Here is a 15,847-nt window from a genome sequence, read left to right on the forward strand (position 1 = left end):
TCAGCGGTCGACCCGCTGGGCGGCTGCCCCGTTGACATGCTGGGCGGCTGCCCCGTTGACACGCAGGGCGGCCGCCGCGGCGTCGAGGGCGTCGCGGCACTCCTGCGCGGTCTGCCCCACCGCCGTGGCGAACGCGACCCGGCCGTTGACCGTGCCGGCCGGGGGCGCCGAGCGCACGTCGCCGGGCGCGGCGAGCAGCCCGGTCAGGTCGACGGCGGCCGGCAGCCCGGCCCGGTCGAACCCGATCGACTCGATCCGGGTGCCGTCCTGCTCGGGGTAGAAGAAGCGCACCGCCGCGACCAGCTTGCGGTCGGGGGCGGTCTCCGGCGCACGGCCGGTCGCCGCCGCGGCGGCCGCCAGCCCCACGTCGACTCCGGTGGCCCGCAGGCCCAGGTACGGGATCATGTCCCCGCCCAGCCGCCCGTTGACCTCGATGATGCGCGGCCCGCGCGAGGAAAGCTTGATCTCGGTATGGGTCACCCCGTCGGTGAAGCCCAGCGCCGCGTGCGCCCCGCGCAGCAGGTCGAGGATCTCCGGGTCGTGCAGCAGCGGGTCGTCGCCGTGCACGTAGTGCCCCACCTCGATGCAGTACGGCGGGTAGCCGATCTCCTTGCGGGCCAGGCACAGCGGCGTCAGCTCGCCCCGGTGTGACACCGCGTCGACGCTGATCTCCTCGCCGTCGACGTACTCCTCCAGCAGCACCACCGGGCGCCAGTCGGGCAGGGCGCCGTGGCGCTGGCCGTTGGTGAACTCGTACGCGGCGGGCAGGTCCTCGGGGCGCTCCACCTTGATCACGCCGGCGCTGAGCGCCAGCTCGCTCGGCTTGAGGATCACCGGATACCCGAACCGTGCCGCGACCTCCGCCGCCTCGGCCAGGCTGGCCACCGGCTGCGACTGGGGCTGGGCCACGCCGGCGGCCGCGAGCGCGAGCCGCGTCTGGTGCTTGTCCCGGCAGCGGGCGATCGCGGCCGGGTCGCCGATCAGCCCGAGCTCGCGGGCCAGCTCGGCAGCCTGCGGGGTGCGCGCCTCGTCCCAGGTCATCACGCCCGCCACGGGCTCGCGCGCGATGATCTCGCGGGCGGCCTCGACCAGGGGCGCCACGTCGAACATGGGGCCGAACTCGGTCACGCCCTGGACGTACTCGTGCTCCCAGGTGGCCTGGCCGGTGACGAACATGTGCACGCGGTATTCCCGCGTCAAGGAGCGCAGCAGGTACTCCCGGAGCTCCTTGTTGCCGCTGCGTACCACGAGCAGAAGGGGCCGGTCGTCGGTCTGCATCGATGCACTCCTCTTATTCGATTGATGTCCGGATAGCGGTGAGCCCCGCCGTGGAATCCACGGCGGGGCTCACCCGGTCAAGCTCTAAGGGCGCACGCCCAGCTCAGCGAGCAACCTCACGCGCGACCTCACGAGCGACCTCGCGGGCGACCTCTCGGGCCACCTCACGGGCGACCTCACGCTGCGCAACCTCCATGACGAACTCCTTCCATCAGGTGGGACCGTAGACATAGCCTCACGTGCGCACTCTCGGAGTGTCAAGCGATTGCATGTTTCGATATCATTCCTTGCTCAGGAAAGCATCCACAGCGGTACGAAGTCGGCCATTGCCTGGTAACCGGTGTCGTTGGGGTGGATGTGGTCACCGCTGTCCCACTCGGCCCGCAGCTTCGACGGAGCGGCCGGGTCGCGCAGCAGCGCGTCGAAGTCGATCAGACCGGCGTAGTCGTTCGCGTGCGCCCGCAGCCACGCGTTGACCGCCTGCCGGTTGGCCTCCTTCTCCGGCGTCCACGACGGGTAGCCCTCGAACGGCATGATCGTGCAGACGACCACGTCGATGCCGGTCTCGCCGATCTGCGTGGTGAGCTGGCGCAGGCCGTCCAGGATGCGGTCGGACGACTCGTTGTGGATCTGCAGGTCGTTGACGCCCAGCAGCACCACCGCGGTCTGCGCGCCGGTCTGGCTCAGCACGTCGCGCTGCACCCGGGCCAGCGCGTTGAGGCCGAGCTCCGGGAAGCCGATCTCGGCGCCGTCGTGGACCAGGGTGTTGCCGGCCAGACCCTCGTTGAGCACGCCCCACTCGCTGTGCGACGAGTGCTGCGCGAGGGTGCGGGCGGCCAGCCGGTCGGTCCAGCGGGCGTTGCCGTTCAGCGTCGACTGGGTGCCGTCGGTGATCGAGTCGCCGATGACCACCACCGAACCCGAGGCCTTGCGGCTGAGCACGTCCACGCCGCTGAGGTAGAACCACGAGTTGCGGGTGAGGGTCAGCGTCGCCCCGGTCGCCTCGGCGGCGGTGTCACCGCTGCCGAACCAGGTGGACTGGCGCGCGGTCAGGTGGAACGTGGCCGGGCCGGTGGCGACCGGCAGGTAGATGCTGACCACCAGGTCCGACAGCTCGGCGACCGGCAGCGTCAGCGGGTCGCTGAGCACCTGGCCGCCCTTGGGGACGGTCACCGCGGCGTCGCCGTTGAACGTCAGCTCGTTCAGCGAGGCGGGCAGGATGTCGGTGAGGGTGGCGGTGCTCGCGTCGGGACGGGCCAGGGTGGCGTGGCCGACGGTCAGGGGCGCGGTGCCGAAGGTGTTCGACAGGCGGATCCGGATCGCGTCGCCGCCGACCGAGGTGTGCACGATCATGCGGATGGTCTGGTCGGTGAAGCCCGCACCGGACTGGCCGCCGCCGGCCGCGGTCGGTGCCGCCGCCCAGGTCCCGACCCATTCGCCCTTCGGCTTGGCGGTCGCTTCGCCACCCGGGCCGGCCAGCAGGAACAGGGTGGCGGCCAGCGAGGCGGCGGCGACCAGCGCCCGCCGCGGGGAGGGGTGTCTCACTTGTTACCTCCTTGGGCGCCCCGTCGCACCGGCGCGCCCGTCGTGATTGGCCCAGAGAGCATGGCGAATCAACGTACGTAGAGGCGTTTGCATCAGTCAACATCTGATCAGTCAGCTTATTGGACCGTCCTATGTGCTCACACATACATGAAAGAAATGGCTGCCAGGGGTGTGCGGGAGCGGAACGCCGGAATAAGGTGCGATACATGGACCTTCGTGACCTGGATCGGCGCGCCCTGGCCGCAGCCGGTGCCGCCATCGCCCGGGTGAAGCGGGCTGACCTCAGCCGGCCCACCCCGTGCGGGGACTGGACCCTGGGAGAGCTGCTCGGACACATGATCGGCCACAACCGCGGCTTCGCCGCGGCGGCCGCGGGCAGGCCGGTCGGCGCCGAGGTCTGGGACGACCTGACCCCGCCCGCCGACCCCCGCCGGGCCTACACGGAGTCGGTGGCCCAGGTCACCAAGGCGTTCGGCTCGCGCACCCTGCTCGAACGCAAGATCGAGGTGTACGGCTACGGCACCTTCACCGCCGCCACCGTGCTCGGCATGCACTTCGTCGACTTCCTCGTGCACGGCTGGGACGTCGCCCGCGCCGTCGGCGCCCCCGGCACCCTCGACCCCGAGCTGGCCGCGTCCGCCATGACGGTCGCCCGGCGCTGGCCCACCACCCGGCCCAGCAAGGCGTTCGGGCTGATGGTCGAGCCCGACGCCGACGCCCCCGTCGGCGACCAGCTCGTCGCCTACCTGGGCAGGCGCCCCGACTGGCCCGGCGGCAGCTGACGCGGGCCGGGCACCGGCCCGGTCGCCTCGTCCAGATCCGCCATCGTGTGTTCGAGCGCGGTGAGGTTGGCCCGCACCAGGGCCGCGCGCCGCGCCACGGCGTCGCGCTCGGCCTGGTGCACCTGCTCCACCGCCTCGCTCACCGCGGGCACGTCCAGTGCCGACACGTGCTTGAGCGCCTCCGCCGGGGTGATCGGATACGGCGGGGCCAGCTTGCGCATGCCGCGCCGGGCCGTCACCGTCCAGCCGCCCCCGGCGTAGGCCAGCGTCACCGACACCGGCACCGCCGGGCCGGTGTCGGTCAGCCCGATCCGGCGGCCGATCTCCACCGCGTACTCCTGCCACAGCGGGGGCGGCGGCAGCTCGGTGCCGGGGCGGGTGGCGGGCAGGTCGTTCAGCCCGCGCCACAGCCGCCAGCCGACGATCGGGGTCAGCGTCGCGGTGAAGTACGCCGCCGTGCCCAGCAGCAGGCCGCCGCGCAGCCCGAACGTCTCCACCGCCCAGGCGCCCACCGCCCCGCCCAGCGGGATGCCGCCGAACGTGATCGCGCCGGTCAGCCCGAACACGCGCGCCTGCATCCCGCGCGGCACCCGCTCGAACATCAGCAGGCCGTACGTCGGGTTGATCGAGCTCATGGCCACGCCCGCCACGAACGTCACCACCAGCGCCACGCGCAGGTCGTCGCTGAGCGCCAGCACCAGGAACCGCGGCGAGCCGCCGATGAAGTAGCCGAGCACCAGCGTCGCGTACCGGGGCAGCCGGGTCACCAGCGCCGCGAACATCGCCCCGCCCGCGATCGCGCCCAGCGCGAACGCCCCGCCGATCCAGCCCAGCGCCACCGGCGAGTCCAGGTGCTCGCGCACCCACATCGGCACGAACACCACCGAGCTGGCCTGGTTGAACAGGTTGGTCACGAACATCATCCCGACCAGGCTGCGCACCAGGCGCTCCTGCCGGACGAACTCCCACCCGGCGCGCAGGCTCGCGAAGTACGACTCCTTCTCCGCCGCGGGCTTGTTCTGCTCGGCGGTCAGCCGCACCAGCACCGTGACCACCCCGGCGCAGGCGGCGAACGTGGCCGCGTCGGCCCAGATCGCCCCGACCGGGCCCAGCCAGGCGATGAGCACGCCCGCCACGGCCGCGCCGATCAGCATCGCGACCCGGCTCAGCGCGGCGAACACCGCGGTGACCCGCGCCATCGGCGTGCCCGACGCCTCCACCACCGGCGGCAGCAGCACCCGCTTGGACTTGTCGCCCACCCCGCGCAGCGCCCCGGTGACCGCGATCAGCGTGACCAGCACCGCGAAGTTGCTGCCGCCGAACGCCGCGATACCGCCCACGGTCAGCGCGCTGCCCAGATCCACCAGGATCGACACCTGGCGCACGCCGTAGCGGTCCGCCAGCGGGGTGCCGAAGATCCCGGCCAGGATGTACGGCACCGCCTCGGCGAACGCGACGACGCCGACGAGGGTCGGATCGTTCGTGGTCACCAGCACGAGCCACGGAATGGCCAGGAAGGACATCCGGGAGCCGATCGAGGAGACCAGCTCGGCGCCCAGCAGGCCGAAGAGTGCGGCTTTACGCCCCATGGCCACCTCCGCCTCGTCGCCCGGTCGCAGCGCCACCCTACCGACCGGTTCGATCACGATCCATCGTGCGTTCCGGCCGATCGCCGACGCTTTTGCGACAACGCTCGTCGCCTTAGCATCACCGGGTGAGGTTGGAGCTGCGGCACCTGCGGGTCGTGTGCGCGATAGCCGACGCGGGCAGCGTCACCAAGGCTGCCGCGTCGCTGGGCCTGGCCGCGCCCGCGCTGACCACCCAGTTGCAGCGCATCGAGCGCGCGCTCGGCGGCCAGCTGTTCGTCCGCGACCGCCGGGGCGCCCACCCGACCCCGCTGGGCGAACTGGTGCTGGCCCGCGCCCGGGTGCTGCTGCCCGCGATGCAGGGGCTGCAGGACGAGGCCGCGCAGTTCGCCGGGGCGGTGGGCGTCCCGGCCGCCGACGGGCTCGGCAGCTACCGCATCGGCGCCGTCAACGGGCCGCTGATCGGCGGCGTCGTCCGGCGCCTGGTCGCGGCCCAGCCGCAGGCGCAGCTCAACACGCACCCGTCCTGGTCGGCGGCGGAGCTCGCGGGCATGCTCGGGGACGGCCGGCTCGACTTCGCGCTCATCGGCACCTGCGGCGAGGCCCAGCCGCCCGACAACCGCCTGGCCTGGCACACCGTCGCCGTCGCGCCCGTGTTCGTGCTGCTGCCCGGCGACCACCCGTACGCCGGCGCCACCGAGGTCGCGCTGGCCGACCTGGCCGGGGCACGGTGGGCGGCCACGCCCGGCGACGGCTGCCTGGCCGACTGCTTCGCCGCCGCCTGCACCCGGGCCGGGTTCACGCCCAGCCCGATCCACGAGAACGACGTCGGCGGCGTCACCGACCTGGTCCGCGGCGGTGACGTGGTCGCCCTGTGCCAGCCCACGTTCCGCGAGGTCGCCGGGGTGCGCGCGGTGCCGCTGGCGGGCACGCCGCTGCGCTGGCGGCACCTGATCGGCTGGCATCCCGATGCCCCGGCCGCCCAGGTCGCGGCCAAGCTCATCCGGTACGCCACCGAGGCGTACGACGACGCGATCCTGCTCAGCCCCCGCTACCAGGCCTGGCTCACCAGCCAGCCCACCCCCGACCGCTGACCCGCGCACCGGGTCCTATCGCGACGGTAGGACCCCGTCGACAGCTGCCGGAGGCGAATGCGGCCCGGTTAGCGTTCCCGATGTCACCTCTGCCATCCGTGGTGACCCGTCCGGTAGCGGGACGCGGGTGCGGCGGCGACCCCTCTGCCGTGCCGCACCGCGTGCCGCTCCACGTACGGCGCAGCGTCCCTCGGGGTGGACCGGCACATGATCCAGGCCGGTTCGGAGGGAGCATGGGGAAGGGGTGGTCGGCCGTCGGCCGTCCACCCCGCCACAGACCCTGTCAGCGGACCACTTCGGGCAGGCCGCGCAGGTAGCGCTCGTCCTCGGCCCGGACCAGCGCCCGGGGGCCGCCCGAGCGCAGCACCGTCTCCAGCGCGCGGTCGGGGTCGGCGGCGTAGTGACCGCTCGCCCAGGCCGCGTTGGCCTCGATCACCGCCCACTCCGGACGGCCGGTCTCCGGGTCGGCGAGCAGCCCGACGTCGACCACCACCGCGCTGGGCAGCGCGGGCATCCCGGGCGTGAACAGCGCCGCCGCGAACTCGATCGCCTCGGCGCAGCGCGGGTCGTCGGCCGCGGCGTCCACCTCGCCCGCGACCGCGTACCGGGTGGCCGCCACCACGGTGCCGTCGAGCACGAACAGGCGGAACTCGGCCAGGAACAGCACGACGTCGCTGACCAGCACCGGGCTGTCGCCGTCGGCGACGTCGGGGCCGGGCAGGGCGGTGCCGTCGCGATACACCTTGGCGGGGAAGCTCTTGTCGTCCGGCGGCTTCACGAACGCCGCGCGCCGCAGCCCGCGGGCGTGGGCGAGCGTGGTGAAGACGATGCCGCGGCGGGTCACCTCGCGCGGCAGCCGGGCCAGCCAGTCCTGGTCGGGTTCGAGCAGCCCGAGCCCGAGTTCGGCGCCGACCGCGTCGGCGAACAGCGGCCCCGCGTAGAGGTGCGTCCCCTCCGCCTGCGCCAGTTCCGCCGGGACACGCCACTCGCGCAGTGTCTCGACTCTCATCCCCCGCCGCCGTGCGGCATCCGCGTACGCCAGGCCGCTCTCGGTCACCCGAGGCGCCAGCACCAGTACCCCCGTCACGCCCAGCATGCTGCCACGCCGCCCCCACCCCGCGCCGCCCGCTTTCCATCGGGCGGCGTCATCGGTGCAGTTTCGGGGAAAGTGCGCGAACGGCGGCCAAGATTCCAGCACTTTCCCCGAAACTGCACCCAACGACGCCGCTGCACGAGCGACGCCGCGCACAGCGCGTCAGGCGCGGGGGATGGCGCCGGGGCCGGGGCGGGTGGCGATCCGGCGGGGTGAGTCCAGCGGGTGGCCGTCGGCGCAGGTCAGGGACGTGTGGACCAGCGCGCCGCAGTCGCGGTGGACCATCTCGACCGGCGGGCCGGCGGGGTCGGCGAGGTACCGGTCGCCCCACTCGCGCACCGCGACCAGCACCGGGTAGAGGTCGAACCCCTTCTCGGTGAGCCGGTACTCGTGGCGTTCGCGCTCGCCGGGCTCGCGGTAGGGCACCCGCCGCAGGATGCCCTCGCCGACGAGCCGGGCCAGCCGGTCGGCCAGCACCTGGCGCGGGATGTCGGTGTGCGCGCGCATGTCGTCGAACCGCCGCACCCCGTTGAAGACCTCGCGGAGCACCACCAGGGTCCAGCGTTCGCCGAGCACGGCCAGGGCCCGGCCGACGGTGCAGTTCTCCGTCGACCAGTCGAGTGCGGAAGGTCTCACCCCACCAGGCTAAGTCTTGTTGACAGACTCAGCCAGTCCGGGCGAGGCTCAGACCATGACGCAGACCCAGTACCCGTCCGCCGCCGGCACCACCCGCAGCCGCACCTTCACCTGGGAGGACCCGGCGGTCGGCCTGCCCGCGCTGGACGGGCGCAGCGGCCTGGAGCTGCTGCAGGCGATGGGCCGCGGCGAGGTGCCCGCCCCGCCGGTGATGCACCTGCTCGGCATGGAAGGGATCGAGGCCGAGGAGGGGCGGATCGTGGTGACCATGCGGGCGCAGGAGTTCCACTACAACCCGCTGGGCAGCGTGCACGGCGGCATCCTGTCCACGCTGCTGGACACGGCGGCGGCCTGCGCGGTGCACACCACGCTGCCCGCGCGCACCGGCTACACCTCGCTGGACCTCAACAGCAAGTTCCTGCGGCCCGCCACGGTCGAGTCCGGGATGCTGCGCTGCGAGGGCACGGTGATCTCGCGCGGGCGACGGACCGCGCTGGCGCAGGCCCAGCTGACCGACGAGCGGGGCCGCCTGCTCGCGCACGCCACCTCGACGTGCCTGATCTTCGATCTGCCGGCGGGGGCCTGATCGCGCGATCATGGCAGAGAGCGCTCTCGCATGACCGCCTCTATCGCTTGTGCACGATGTTAACTGCCGATTATCGTCGTGTTATCCGGCCGTGCCGGGCGCTCTCGGATTGAAAGCGCTCTCACCGCTAGCGTCGGTCGGGCCCCTGTGCCCGGTATGGTCGACGGCGGCGGGCACCCGACAGGCGAAGGAAGCGGCATGCAACCCACACGCGAGCGCCCCACCCTGGAAGCCGTGGCCCGGGTGGCCGGCGTGTCGCGGGCGACGGTGTCGCGCGTGGTCAACGGCTCCCCCAAGGTCGCCGAACCGATCCGCGCCGCCGTGCAGCGGGCCGTCGACGAGCTCGGCTACATCCCGAACCCCGCCGCCCGCAGCCTGGTCACCCAGCGCACCGACTCGGTGGCGCTGGTGCTGCCGGAGAGCGCGGGCCGGGTCTTCTCCGACGACCCGTTCTTCCCGAGCATCATCCACGGGGTCAGCCAGGAGCTCGACGCCGCCGACAAGCAGCTCGTGCTGATGATGACCAACACCGTCGCCGGGTACGAGCGGGTCGAGCGCTACACCACCGCCCGCCACGTCGACGGGGTGCTGTTCGCCTCCACACACGGCGCCGACCCGCTGCCGGGGCAGCTCGCCCGCCTGGGCATCCCGGTCGTGGTCACCGGCCGGCCCTTGGGGCGCTCCCCGGTGCCCTATGTGGACGTCGACCACGTCGGCGGCGTACGGGCCGCGGTGCGGCACCTGCTCGACTCCGGGCGCACCCGCATCGCCACCATCGCCGGGCCGCAGGACATGATCGCCGGGATCGACCGGCTCGCCGGATACCGGGCCGAGCTGGCCGGGTCGGACCGGCGCTCGATCGTCGCCGTCGGCGACTTCACCCGCGAGTCCGGGCAGCTGGCCATGCGCCAGCTGCTGGAGGACGACCCGCTGCTGGACGCGGTGTTCGCCGCCTCGGACCTGATGGCGCACGGCGCCCTGGCCACGCTGCGGGCGATGGGCCGCCGGGTGCCGCAGGACGTGGCCGTGGTCGGCTTCGACGACTTCGAGCTCTCGCGCTACAGCGACCCGCCGCTGACGACCGTACGGCAGCCGATCCTGGACCTGGGCCGCGAGCTGGCCCGCCAGCTGCTGCGCGCGATCGCCGGCCAGGAGGCCGCCCCAGCCACCATCCTGCCCACCGAACTCGTGGTACGCGCTTCCGCTTAACCGAAGTCGGGTATACGTGGACCATGGCTGAGGAATTCGACATAATCGTGCTCGGGCTGGGCGTCGGCGGCGAGGAGGTCGGCGGCAGGCTGGCCGACGCCGGGCTGCGCGTGCTCGGCATCGAGAACCGGCTGGTCGGCGGCGAGTGCCCGTACTGGGGGTGCATCCCCAGCAAGATGATGATCCGCGCGTCGGGGCTGCTCGCCGAGGGGCGGCGCATCGACGGCATGGCCGGGCACGCCGAGATCGCGCCCGACTGGGCCCCCGTCGCGCTGCGCATCCGCGACGAGGCCACCGACTCCTGGAACGATCAGGTCGCCGTCGACCGGTTCACCAAGCGCGGCGGCACGTTCCTGCGCGGCACGGGGCGGCTGACCGGGCCGGGGCAGGTCGAGGTCGACGGGAAGGCGTACCGGGCGAGCCGGGGCGTGGTCGTGGCCACCGGCACCGCGCCGGTGATCCCGCCGATCCCGGGGCTGGGCGACACGCCGTTCTGGACCAACCGGGAGGCGATCGAGGCCGACACGCTGCCGAAGTCGCTGACCGTGCTCGGCGGCGGCGCGATCGGGGTCGAGCTGGCGCAGATGTTCGCCCGGTTCGGCGTACGCGTCTGCGTGATCGAGTCGGGCGAACGGCTGCTGTCGATGGAGGAACCGGAGGCGTCGAAGCTGGTCGAGCAGGTGCTGCTGCGCGACGGCGGCGACATCCACAAGGGCGCGCGGGCGGTGCGGGTCGACGGCATGACCGTGCACCTGGCCGACGGCACCGCGATCACCTCGGAGAAGCTGCTGGTCGCCACCGGGCGCACCTCGCAGCTGGGGCAGCTCGGGCTGGAGACGGTCGGGCTGGACCCGGCCGGCCGGTCCATCCCGGTCGACGGGCACATGCGGGCCGCCGACGGGATCTGGGCCGTCGGCGACGTGACCGGGCACGGGGCGTTCACGCACATGTCGATGTACCAGGCCGCGATCGCCATCCGCGACATCCTCGGCCAGCCCGGCCCGCCCGCCGACTACAAGGCGCTGCCCCGGGTCACCTTCACCGACCCGGAGATCGGCGCGGTCGGCCTGACCGAGGCTCAAGCCCGCCACCAGGGCATCCATGTGAAGACGGCGGTGAGCCCGCTGCCGGAGTCGAGCCGCGGCTTCATCCACAAGGCGGGCAACGACGGCTTCATCAAGCTGGTCGCCGACGCCGACCGCGACATCCTGGTCGGCGCGACCTCGGCCGGGCCGACCGGCGGCGAGGTGCTGGGCGCGCTGACGGTCGCCGTGCACGCCCAGGTGCCGCTGGAGATGCTGCGGCACATGATCTACGCGTACCCGACGTTCCACCGGGCCATCGAGGACGCGGTGCACCGGCTGGACTGAGTCGGGCAGACTGCGGGGCATGCGGATACCGGTGGGCTGGGCACGGGCGGGGCTTGCGGCGGGTGCGGCGGTGCTGGCGTGGTGGGGCCTCTGGGCGTACGCCTCACCGGCGCACTTCTTCGCGGTGTTCCCCGGGTTCGGGCAGCACTGGACGGCGGCGTACCCGCCGTTCAACGAGCACCTGACCAGTGATCTGGGGGCCACGTTCCTGACCCTGGCGGTGCTGCTGGCCGCGCCCGCGGTGCGCTACCGGCGGTCCGTGGCGCGGCTGGCGCTGCTGGGCGTGCTCGTCTTCGACACGCTGCACCTGGTGTTCCACACCGCCCGGCACGGCACGCTCGGCGACGGCCCGCTGCTGGCCAGCCTCGCGATCCTGGCGGGCGGGGTGCTGCTGCCGCTGGCCGGGCTGGCGCTGCTGCCGCCGGACCGGCAATGACCTCGGGACGCGGACACGCGGCCCGGGTCCGGCCGCCGCGCGGCCGCTGATCTTAAGCTGGAGCACACCGCCCCTCGGTCACCAGCTGAGGAGAGCGCGCCCATGCGGGTCCACCGCCGTCTTGCCGCTGCCGTCACCGGGCTCCTCGCGTTCGGAGCGGCACTGACGTCACCCGCGGCCGCACAGCCACCGGCCCCGGCCGCGCTGGCCGCGCAGTCGACCGGGTTCGTCGACCAGGTCGTGCTCAGCGGGCTGTCGCAGCCGACCAACCTGGAGTTCGCCCGGGACGGCCGCGTGTTCGTGGCCGAGAAGCGCGGCGTCGTCAAGGTGTACGACAGCCTCAGCGACCCCACCCCCACCGTCTTCGCCGACCTGAGCGCCCAGGTGCACCACCAGTGGGACCGGGGCCTGCTCGGCCTGGCCCTGTCCCCCGACTTCCCGGACGACCCCTGGGTCTACGTGCTCTACACCTACGACGCCCCGCCCGGCAGGACCGCGCCGTACTGGCATGACGTGTGCCGCCAGGCCAACGACGGCACCTGCCTGGTGACCTCGCGCCTGTCCCGGCTCAGAGCCTCCGGCGACGTGATGACGGGCCAGGAGGAGGTGCTGCTGAGCGGCTGGTGCCAGCAGTTCCCCAGCCACTCCGTCGGCGACCTGAAGTTCGGCCGCGACGGCAAGCTGTACGTCTCCGGCGGCGACGGCGCGAGCTTCACCGCGGTCGACTACGGGCAGCTCGGCAAGCCCGCCGACCCGTGCGGCGACCCCGACCGCGAGGGCGGCGCGCTGCGCGCCCAGGACCTGCGCACCGGCGGCGACCCGGTCGGCCTGCACGGCACCGTGCTGAGGCTGGACCCGCAGACCGGCAAGGGTGCCAAGGGCAACCCCGACGACGACGCCGACGACGAGATCGCGCGGCGCATCGTCGCGTACGGCCTGCGCAACCCGTTCCGGTTCACCGCCCGGCCCGGCACCGACGAGCTGTGGATCTCCGATGTCGGCTGGAACGGCTACGAGGAGATCAACCGGCTGAAGAAGCCCACCGACAAGCTCGCGAACTTCGGCTGGCCCTGCTACGAGGGCCCGGACCGGATGCGCAGCTACGACAACGCCGACCTGCCGATCTGCGAGTCCCTGTACGCCTCCGGCGACGCCAGGGCGCCGTTCTTCGCGTACTCGCACACCGCGCCGGTCACCCCGGGCGACGGCTGCGGCACCAGCGCCGGGGGCGCGGCCGGGGCCGAGCTGTTCTACCCGGCCAAGGGCGGCAGCTGGCCCGACGAGTACCGCGGTGCGCTGCTGTTCGCCGACTACCCGCGCGACTGCGTGTGGGCGATGCTCGCCGACGACCCCGGCGACACCCCCTCGACCGACGGCATCCAGGTGCTGCTGCGCGGCACCACCTCGGTGACCGACCTGGCGCTGGGCCCGGACGGCGACGTCTACTTCACCTCGCGCACCGGCAGCGTGCACCGCATCCGGCACCGCGACGGCAACGAGGCGCCGACCGCGTACTTCACCGCGCGCCCGACCTCGGGCCCGGTGCCGCTGACCGTCGAGTTCGACGCGGGCACCTCCAGCGACACCGACGCCTTCGACGCCGCCGGGCTGACCTACCGGTGGGACTTCACCAGCGACGGGAGCTGGGACGCCGACGGCAGGTCGGTGCGCCACACGTACCCGCAGGCGGGCCGGTTCGCGGCGAAGCTGCGGGTCACCGACGCCCTGGGCGCCTACGACGAGCACACCGTGTCGATCCGGGCCGGAGGTTCGGCCCCGGTCGCGGTCATCGACTCGCCGAAGGCCGGGCGGACCTGGGGCGTCGGCGAGAAGCTGACCTTCGGCGGCCACGCCACCGACCCCGACCAGGGCAGGCTGCCCGCCTCGGCGCTGACCTGGCAGCTGCGGTTGCAGCACTGCGCCGACGGCGGCGGCTGCCACACCCACGTCGTCAGCGATGTCACCGGGGTAGCCGAGGGCACGATCGAGGGGCCGGACCACGAGTACCCGTCATACCTGGAGCTGGCCCTCACCGCCACCGACGCCGACGGGCTGAGCAGCACCGTGGTGCGGCGCCTGGACCCGAAGGCCGTCGAGCTCGACTTCCGGACCGAGCCGGCGGGGCTGGAGCTGACGGTCGGGTCGTACACGGGCCGCACGCCGTTCACCCGGGAGATGATCCAGGGAGCGAGCACCACGGTCTCGGCGGGCAGCCCGCAGGGCGACGGCGGCGACACGTACGCCTGGCGCTCCTGGTCGGACAAGGGCCGGGCCACCCACGTGGTGAAGGCGCCCGCGGGCGGGCGCACGTTCACCGCCGTCTTCGCGAAGCAGGACGGCCGTTAGGCGAGCTGGCCCGCCTGGAGGTGGGCGTACGTCCCGCGCCGGTCCAGCAGCTCGTCGTGCGAGCCGACCTCCTCGATCCGGCCGGCGTGCATGACCACGATCCGGTCGGCGTTGCGGATGGTCGACAGCCGGTGCGCCACCGTGAACACGGTCCGCCCCGCGACCAGCCGGGCCAGCGCCTGCTGGATCAGCGCCTCCGAGCGGGTGTCCAGCGCCGAGGTCGCCTCGTCGAGGATGAGCACGCGCGGGTCGCGGATCAGCGCCCGCGCGATCGCCAGCCGCTGCCGCTGGCCGCCCGACAGCCGGGCGCCGCGCTCGCCGACGACGGTGTTCATCCCGTCGGAGAGCTGGTCGACGAACTCCAGCGCGTTCGCGTCGGCCAGCGCCCGGCGCACCTGCTCCAGCGGCACGTCGGTCATGCCGTACGTGACGTTCTCGTGGATGCTGCCCTCGAACAGGATCGGCTCCTGCGGCACCACCGACACGAACTGCCGGTAGCTGCGCAGGTCGAGGTCCTGCATGTCCTGCCCGTCGAGCAGGATGCGCCCGTGGGTGGGGCGCAGGAAGCCGATGACCAGGTTGAGCACCGTGGACTTGCCCGCGCCCGAGGCGCCGACCAGCGCGATCTTCTCGCCGGGGGCCACCTTCAGGTTGAAGTCGGTGACGGCGTCGGCCCCCTCGTCGTACCGGAAGGTCACGTCCTGGAACTCGACCGCGCCGCGCACCTGCCCGACCTGCGCCTTGCCCGCGTTGTCCTCCAGGTCGGGGGCCTGGAGCACCTCGCCGACCGAGCGCACCGACTCCAGCCCCTTGATGATGATCGGCCCGAGGGCGAGCAGGGTGGTCACCGACGCGGTCAGGGTGGTGAAGAAGGCGCTCAGCATGACCACGTCACCGGCGGTGATCGGCACCCAGCCGTAGTACGCCGCCAGCGCCGACCCGGCCAGGCAGCTCACGCCCAGCACCTGGAGCGAGGTCCAGGCCAGCGCGCCGAAACGGCCGTTGAGCAGGTCCAGCCGCAGCCCGGCGCGCAGCACCCGGTCCAGCGAGCCGTCGACGCGGCGCACCGCGACCCGCTCCAGCCCGTGCGCCCGGGTGATCGGGATCAGCGCGGTCATCTCGGCCACCCGCGACGACAGCCGCTCCACCTCGTGCCGGAACGTCTCGTTGTCGGTGCGCATCCGCGAGCGCAGCTTCATCACCAGCAGCGACGCGACCGGCACCAGCACCGCGAAGACCGGCAGGAACGCGGGAGCCCGCACCGCGATGACGATCAGGCCGCCGAGCAGCATCATCGTCGCGCCGGTGCCGACGTCGCCGGCCTGCTGCACCATCTGCTCGATGGCCTCGACGTCGCGGATCACCTTCGACTGGAGCACCGCGGCGCTGGCCCGGGAGTGGTAGCCGATCGACAGCTCCTGCATGCGGCGCACCAGCGAGGTGCGCAGCCGGGTGCCCATCCGGCGCACCGCCCCGCTGTGGCAGCGCACGAACAGCACGTGGAACGGGTAGTTGAGGCTGAGCATCGCCAGCAGCAGCAGCGCGTTGACCCACAGCCGCGCCACCGGGCCGTGCTGCACCACCACGTCGATGACGTTGGCGGTCACCAGCGGCAGCAGCCAGGTCGGGCTGTGCTTGACCGCGAACGCGAAGACGCCGAGCCCGAGCCGCCACCGGTCCTCGCGCAGCAGATAGGCGACGGTCCGGACGGGATGCTCGCCCTGGTATCGGTGGTCGAGGGGATGCTGCGCCAGCGCCATCTCGCGCTCCTTGCCGTGTGCTCTGCCCAGGGCCGGCACACACGGGCGCAGCCCTTCGCCGTCGAAGTCCGCCGCGAGCCTAACGACCGGCCGGAGGTGTGCGGTACCACCCGGCCGGTCGACCAC

The 15,847-nt window shown here is 73.1% G+C and carries 13 protein-coding genes; 7 read left to right on the plus strand and 6 right to left on the minus strand.

What is annotated here, in order from left to right; translation table 11 throughout:
- Entirely contained in the window at nt 1-1,278 is a 1,278-nt protein-coding gene (locus Cs7R123_RS33795) for an acetyl-CoA carboxylase biotin carboxylase subunit family protein (protein WP_212832618.1), read from the minus strand.
- Between the two features lie 291 nt (nt 1,279-1,569).
- Nucleotides 1,570-2,823, minus strand: coding sequence for an SGNH/GDSL hydrolase family protein (locus Cs7R123_RS33800; RefSeq protein WP_212832620.1), 1,254 nt, complete (start codon nt 2,821-2,823; stop codon nt 1,570-1,572).
- A 206-nt stretch (nt 2,824-3,029) separates the two neighbouring features.
- Here Cs7R123_RS33800 and Cs7R123_RS33805 point away from each other — a divergent pair, with 206 nt between their 5' ends.
- On the plus strand, nt 3,030-3,605 hold the full coding sequence (locus Cs7R123_RS33805) for a TIGR03086 family metal-binding protein (protein WP_212832622.1): 576 nt from the start codon (nt 3,030-3,032) through the stop codon (nt 3,603-3,605).
- Here Cs7R123_RS33805 and Cs7R123_RS33810 read toward each other — a convergent pair.
- On the minus strand, nt 3,566-5,194 hold the full coding sequence (locus Cs7R123_RS33810; RefSeq protein ID WP_212832624.1) for an MFS transporter: 1,629 nt from the start codon (nt 5,192-5,194) through the stop codon (nt 3,566-3,568). The two genes, Cs7R123_RS33805 and Cs7R123_RS33810, sit on opposite strands and share 40 nt — an antisense overlap.
- A gap of 125 nt (nt 5,195-5,319) precedes the next feature.
- Between Cs7R123_RS33810 and Cs7R123_RS33815 the strand changes: the two genes are divergently transcribed.
- Nucleotides 5,320-6,285 (plus strand): LysR family transcriptional regulator, encoded by a 966-nt coding sequence (locus Cs7R123_RS33815; RefSeq protein ID WP_212832626.1) that lies wholly within the window; start codon nt 5,320-5,322, stop codon nt 6,283-6,285.
- 283 nt (nt 6,286-6,568) lie between these two features.
- On the opposite strand, the gene Cs7R123_RS33820 is transcribed toward Cs7R123_RS33815, so the two are convergent.
- A complete protein-coding gene (locus tag Cs7R123_RS33820; protein ID WP_244872316.1) occupies nt 6,569-7,372 on the minus strand; it encodes an ATP-grasp domain-containing protein in 804 nt (267 codons plus the stop codon).
- A gap of 168 nt (nt 7,373-7,540) precedes the next feature.
- Entirely contained in the window at nt 7,541-8,014 is a 474-nt protein-coding gene (locus Cs7R123_RS33825) for a helix-turn-helix domain-containing protein (protein ID WP_212832627.1), read from the minus strand.
- Nucleotides 8,015-8,069: 55 nt separating this feature from the next.
- Here Cs7R123_RS33825 and Cs7R123_RS33830 point away from each other — a divergent pair, with 55 nt between their 5' ends.
- The 5 genes from Cs7R123_RS33830 (at nt 8,070) to Cs7R123_RS33850 (ending at nt 13,961) form a co-directional block, all read left to right on the plus strand.
- Complete coding sequence (locus Cs7R123_RS33830; protein WP_212832628.1) at nt 8,070-8,600, plus strand: PaaI family thioesterase; 531 nt, start codon at nt 8,070-8,072, stop codon at nt 8,598-8,600.
- Nucleotides 8,601-8,798: 198 nt separating this feature from the next.
- Nucleotides 8,799-9,809 (plus strand): LacI family DNA-binding transcriptional regulator, encoded by a 1,011-nt coding sequence (locus tag Cs7R123_RS33835; protein WP_212832629.1) that lies wholly within the window; start codon nt 8,799-8,801, stop codon nt 9,807-9,809.
- Nucleotides 9,810-9,832: 23 nt separating this feature from the next.
- Entirely contained in the window at nt 9,833-11,179 is a 1,347-nt protein-coding gene (locus tag Cs7R123_RS33840) for an NAD(P)/FAD-dependent oxidoreductase (protein WP_212832630.1), read from the plus strand.
- A gap of 19 nt (nt 11,180-11,198) precedes the next feature.
- Nucleotides 11,199-11,615, plus strand: a complete 417-nt coding sequence (locus Cs7R123_RS33845) for a hypothetical protein (RefSeq protein ID WP_212832631.1) — start codon at nt 11,199-11,201, stop codon at nt 11,613-11,615.
- A 102-nt stretch (nt 11,616-11,717) separates the two neighbouring features.
- Nucleotides 11,718-13,961 carry a PQQ-dependent sugar dehydrogenase gene (locus Cs7R123_RS33850; RefSeq protein WP_212832632.1) on the plus strand — a complete coding sequence of 748 codons (2,244 nt, stop codon included), beginning with the start codon at nt 11,718-11,720 and terminating at the stop codon, nt 13,959-13,961.
- On the opposite strand, the gene Cs7R123_RS33855 is transcribed toward Cs7R123_RS33850, so the two are convergent.
- The gene (locus Cs7R123_RS33855) at nt 13,958-15,721 is read right to left on the minus strand and encodes an ABC transporter ATP-binding protein (protein ID WP_212832633.1); all 1,764 of its coding nucleotides are present in this window, start codon (nt 15,719-15,721) and stop codon (nt 13,958-13,960) included. The two genes, Cs7R123_RS33850 and Cs7R123_RS33855, sit on opposite strands and share 4 nt — an antisense overlap.
- Nucleotides 15,722-15,847: the final 126 nt, after the last annotated feature.

Origin of the sequence: Catellatospora sp. TT07R-123 (genome assembly GCF_018327705.1) — a bacterium.
Taxonomy (GTDB): domain Bacteria; phylum Actinomycetota; class Actinomycetes; order Mycobacteriales; family Micromonosporaceae; genus Catellatospora.

What these genes read in the sequence shown, in the direction of transcription:
- Cs7R123_RS33795 (WP_212832618.1), bottom strand. Translation starts at nt 1,278, where the DNA reads ATGCAGACCGACGACCGGCCCCTTCTGCTCGTGGTACGCAGCGGCAAC.
- Cs7R123_RS33805 (WP_212832622.1), top strand. Translation starts at nt 3,030, where the DNA reads ATGGACCTTCGTGACCTGGATCGGCGCGCCCTGGCCGCAGCCGGTGCC.
- Cs7R123_RS33810 (WP_212832624.1), bottom strand. Translation starts at nt 5,194, where the DNA reads ATGGGGCGTAAAGCCGCACTCTTCGGCCTGCTGGGCGCCGAGCTGGTC.
- Cs7R123_RS33830 (WP_212832628.1), top strand. Translation starts at nt 8,070, where the DNA reads ATGACGCAGACCCAGTACCCGTCCGCCGCCGGCACCACCCGCAGCCGC.
- Cs7R123_RS33835 (WP_212832629.1), top strand. Translation starts at nt 8,799, where the DNA reads ATGCAACCCACACGCGAGCGCCCCACCCTGGAAGCCGTGGCCCGGGTG.
- Cs7R123_RS33840 (WP_212832630.1), top strand. Translation starts at nt 9,833, where the DNA reads ATGGCTGAGGAATTCGACATAATCGTGCTCGGGCTGGGCGTCGGCGGC.
- Cs7R123_RS33845 (WP_212832631.1), top strand. Translation starts at nt 11,199, where the DNA reads ATGCGGATACCGGTGGGCTGGGCACGGGCGGGGCTTGCGGCGGGTGCG.
- Cs7R123_RS33850 (WP_212832632.1), top strand. Translation starts at nt 11,718, where the DNA reads ATGCGGGTCCACCGCCGTCTTGCCGCTGCCGTCACCGGGCTCCTCGCG.
- Cs7R123_RS33855 (WP_212832633.1), bottom strand. Translation starts at nt 15,721, where the DNA reads ATGGCGCTGGCGCAGCATCCCCTCGACCACCGATACCAGGGCGAGCAT.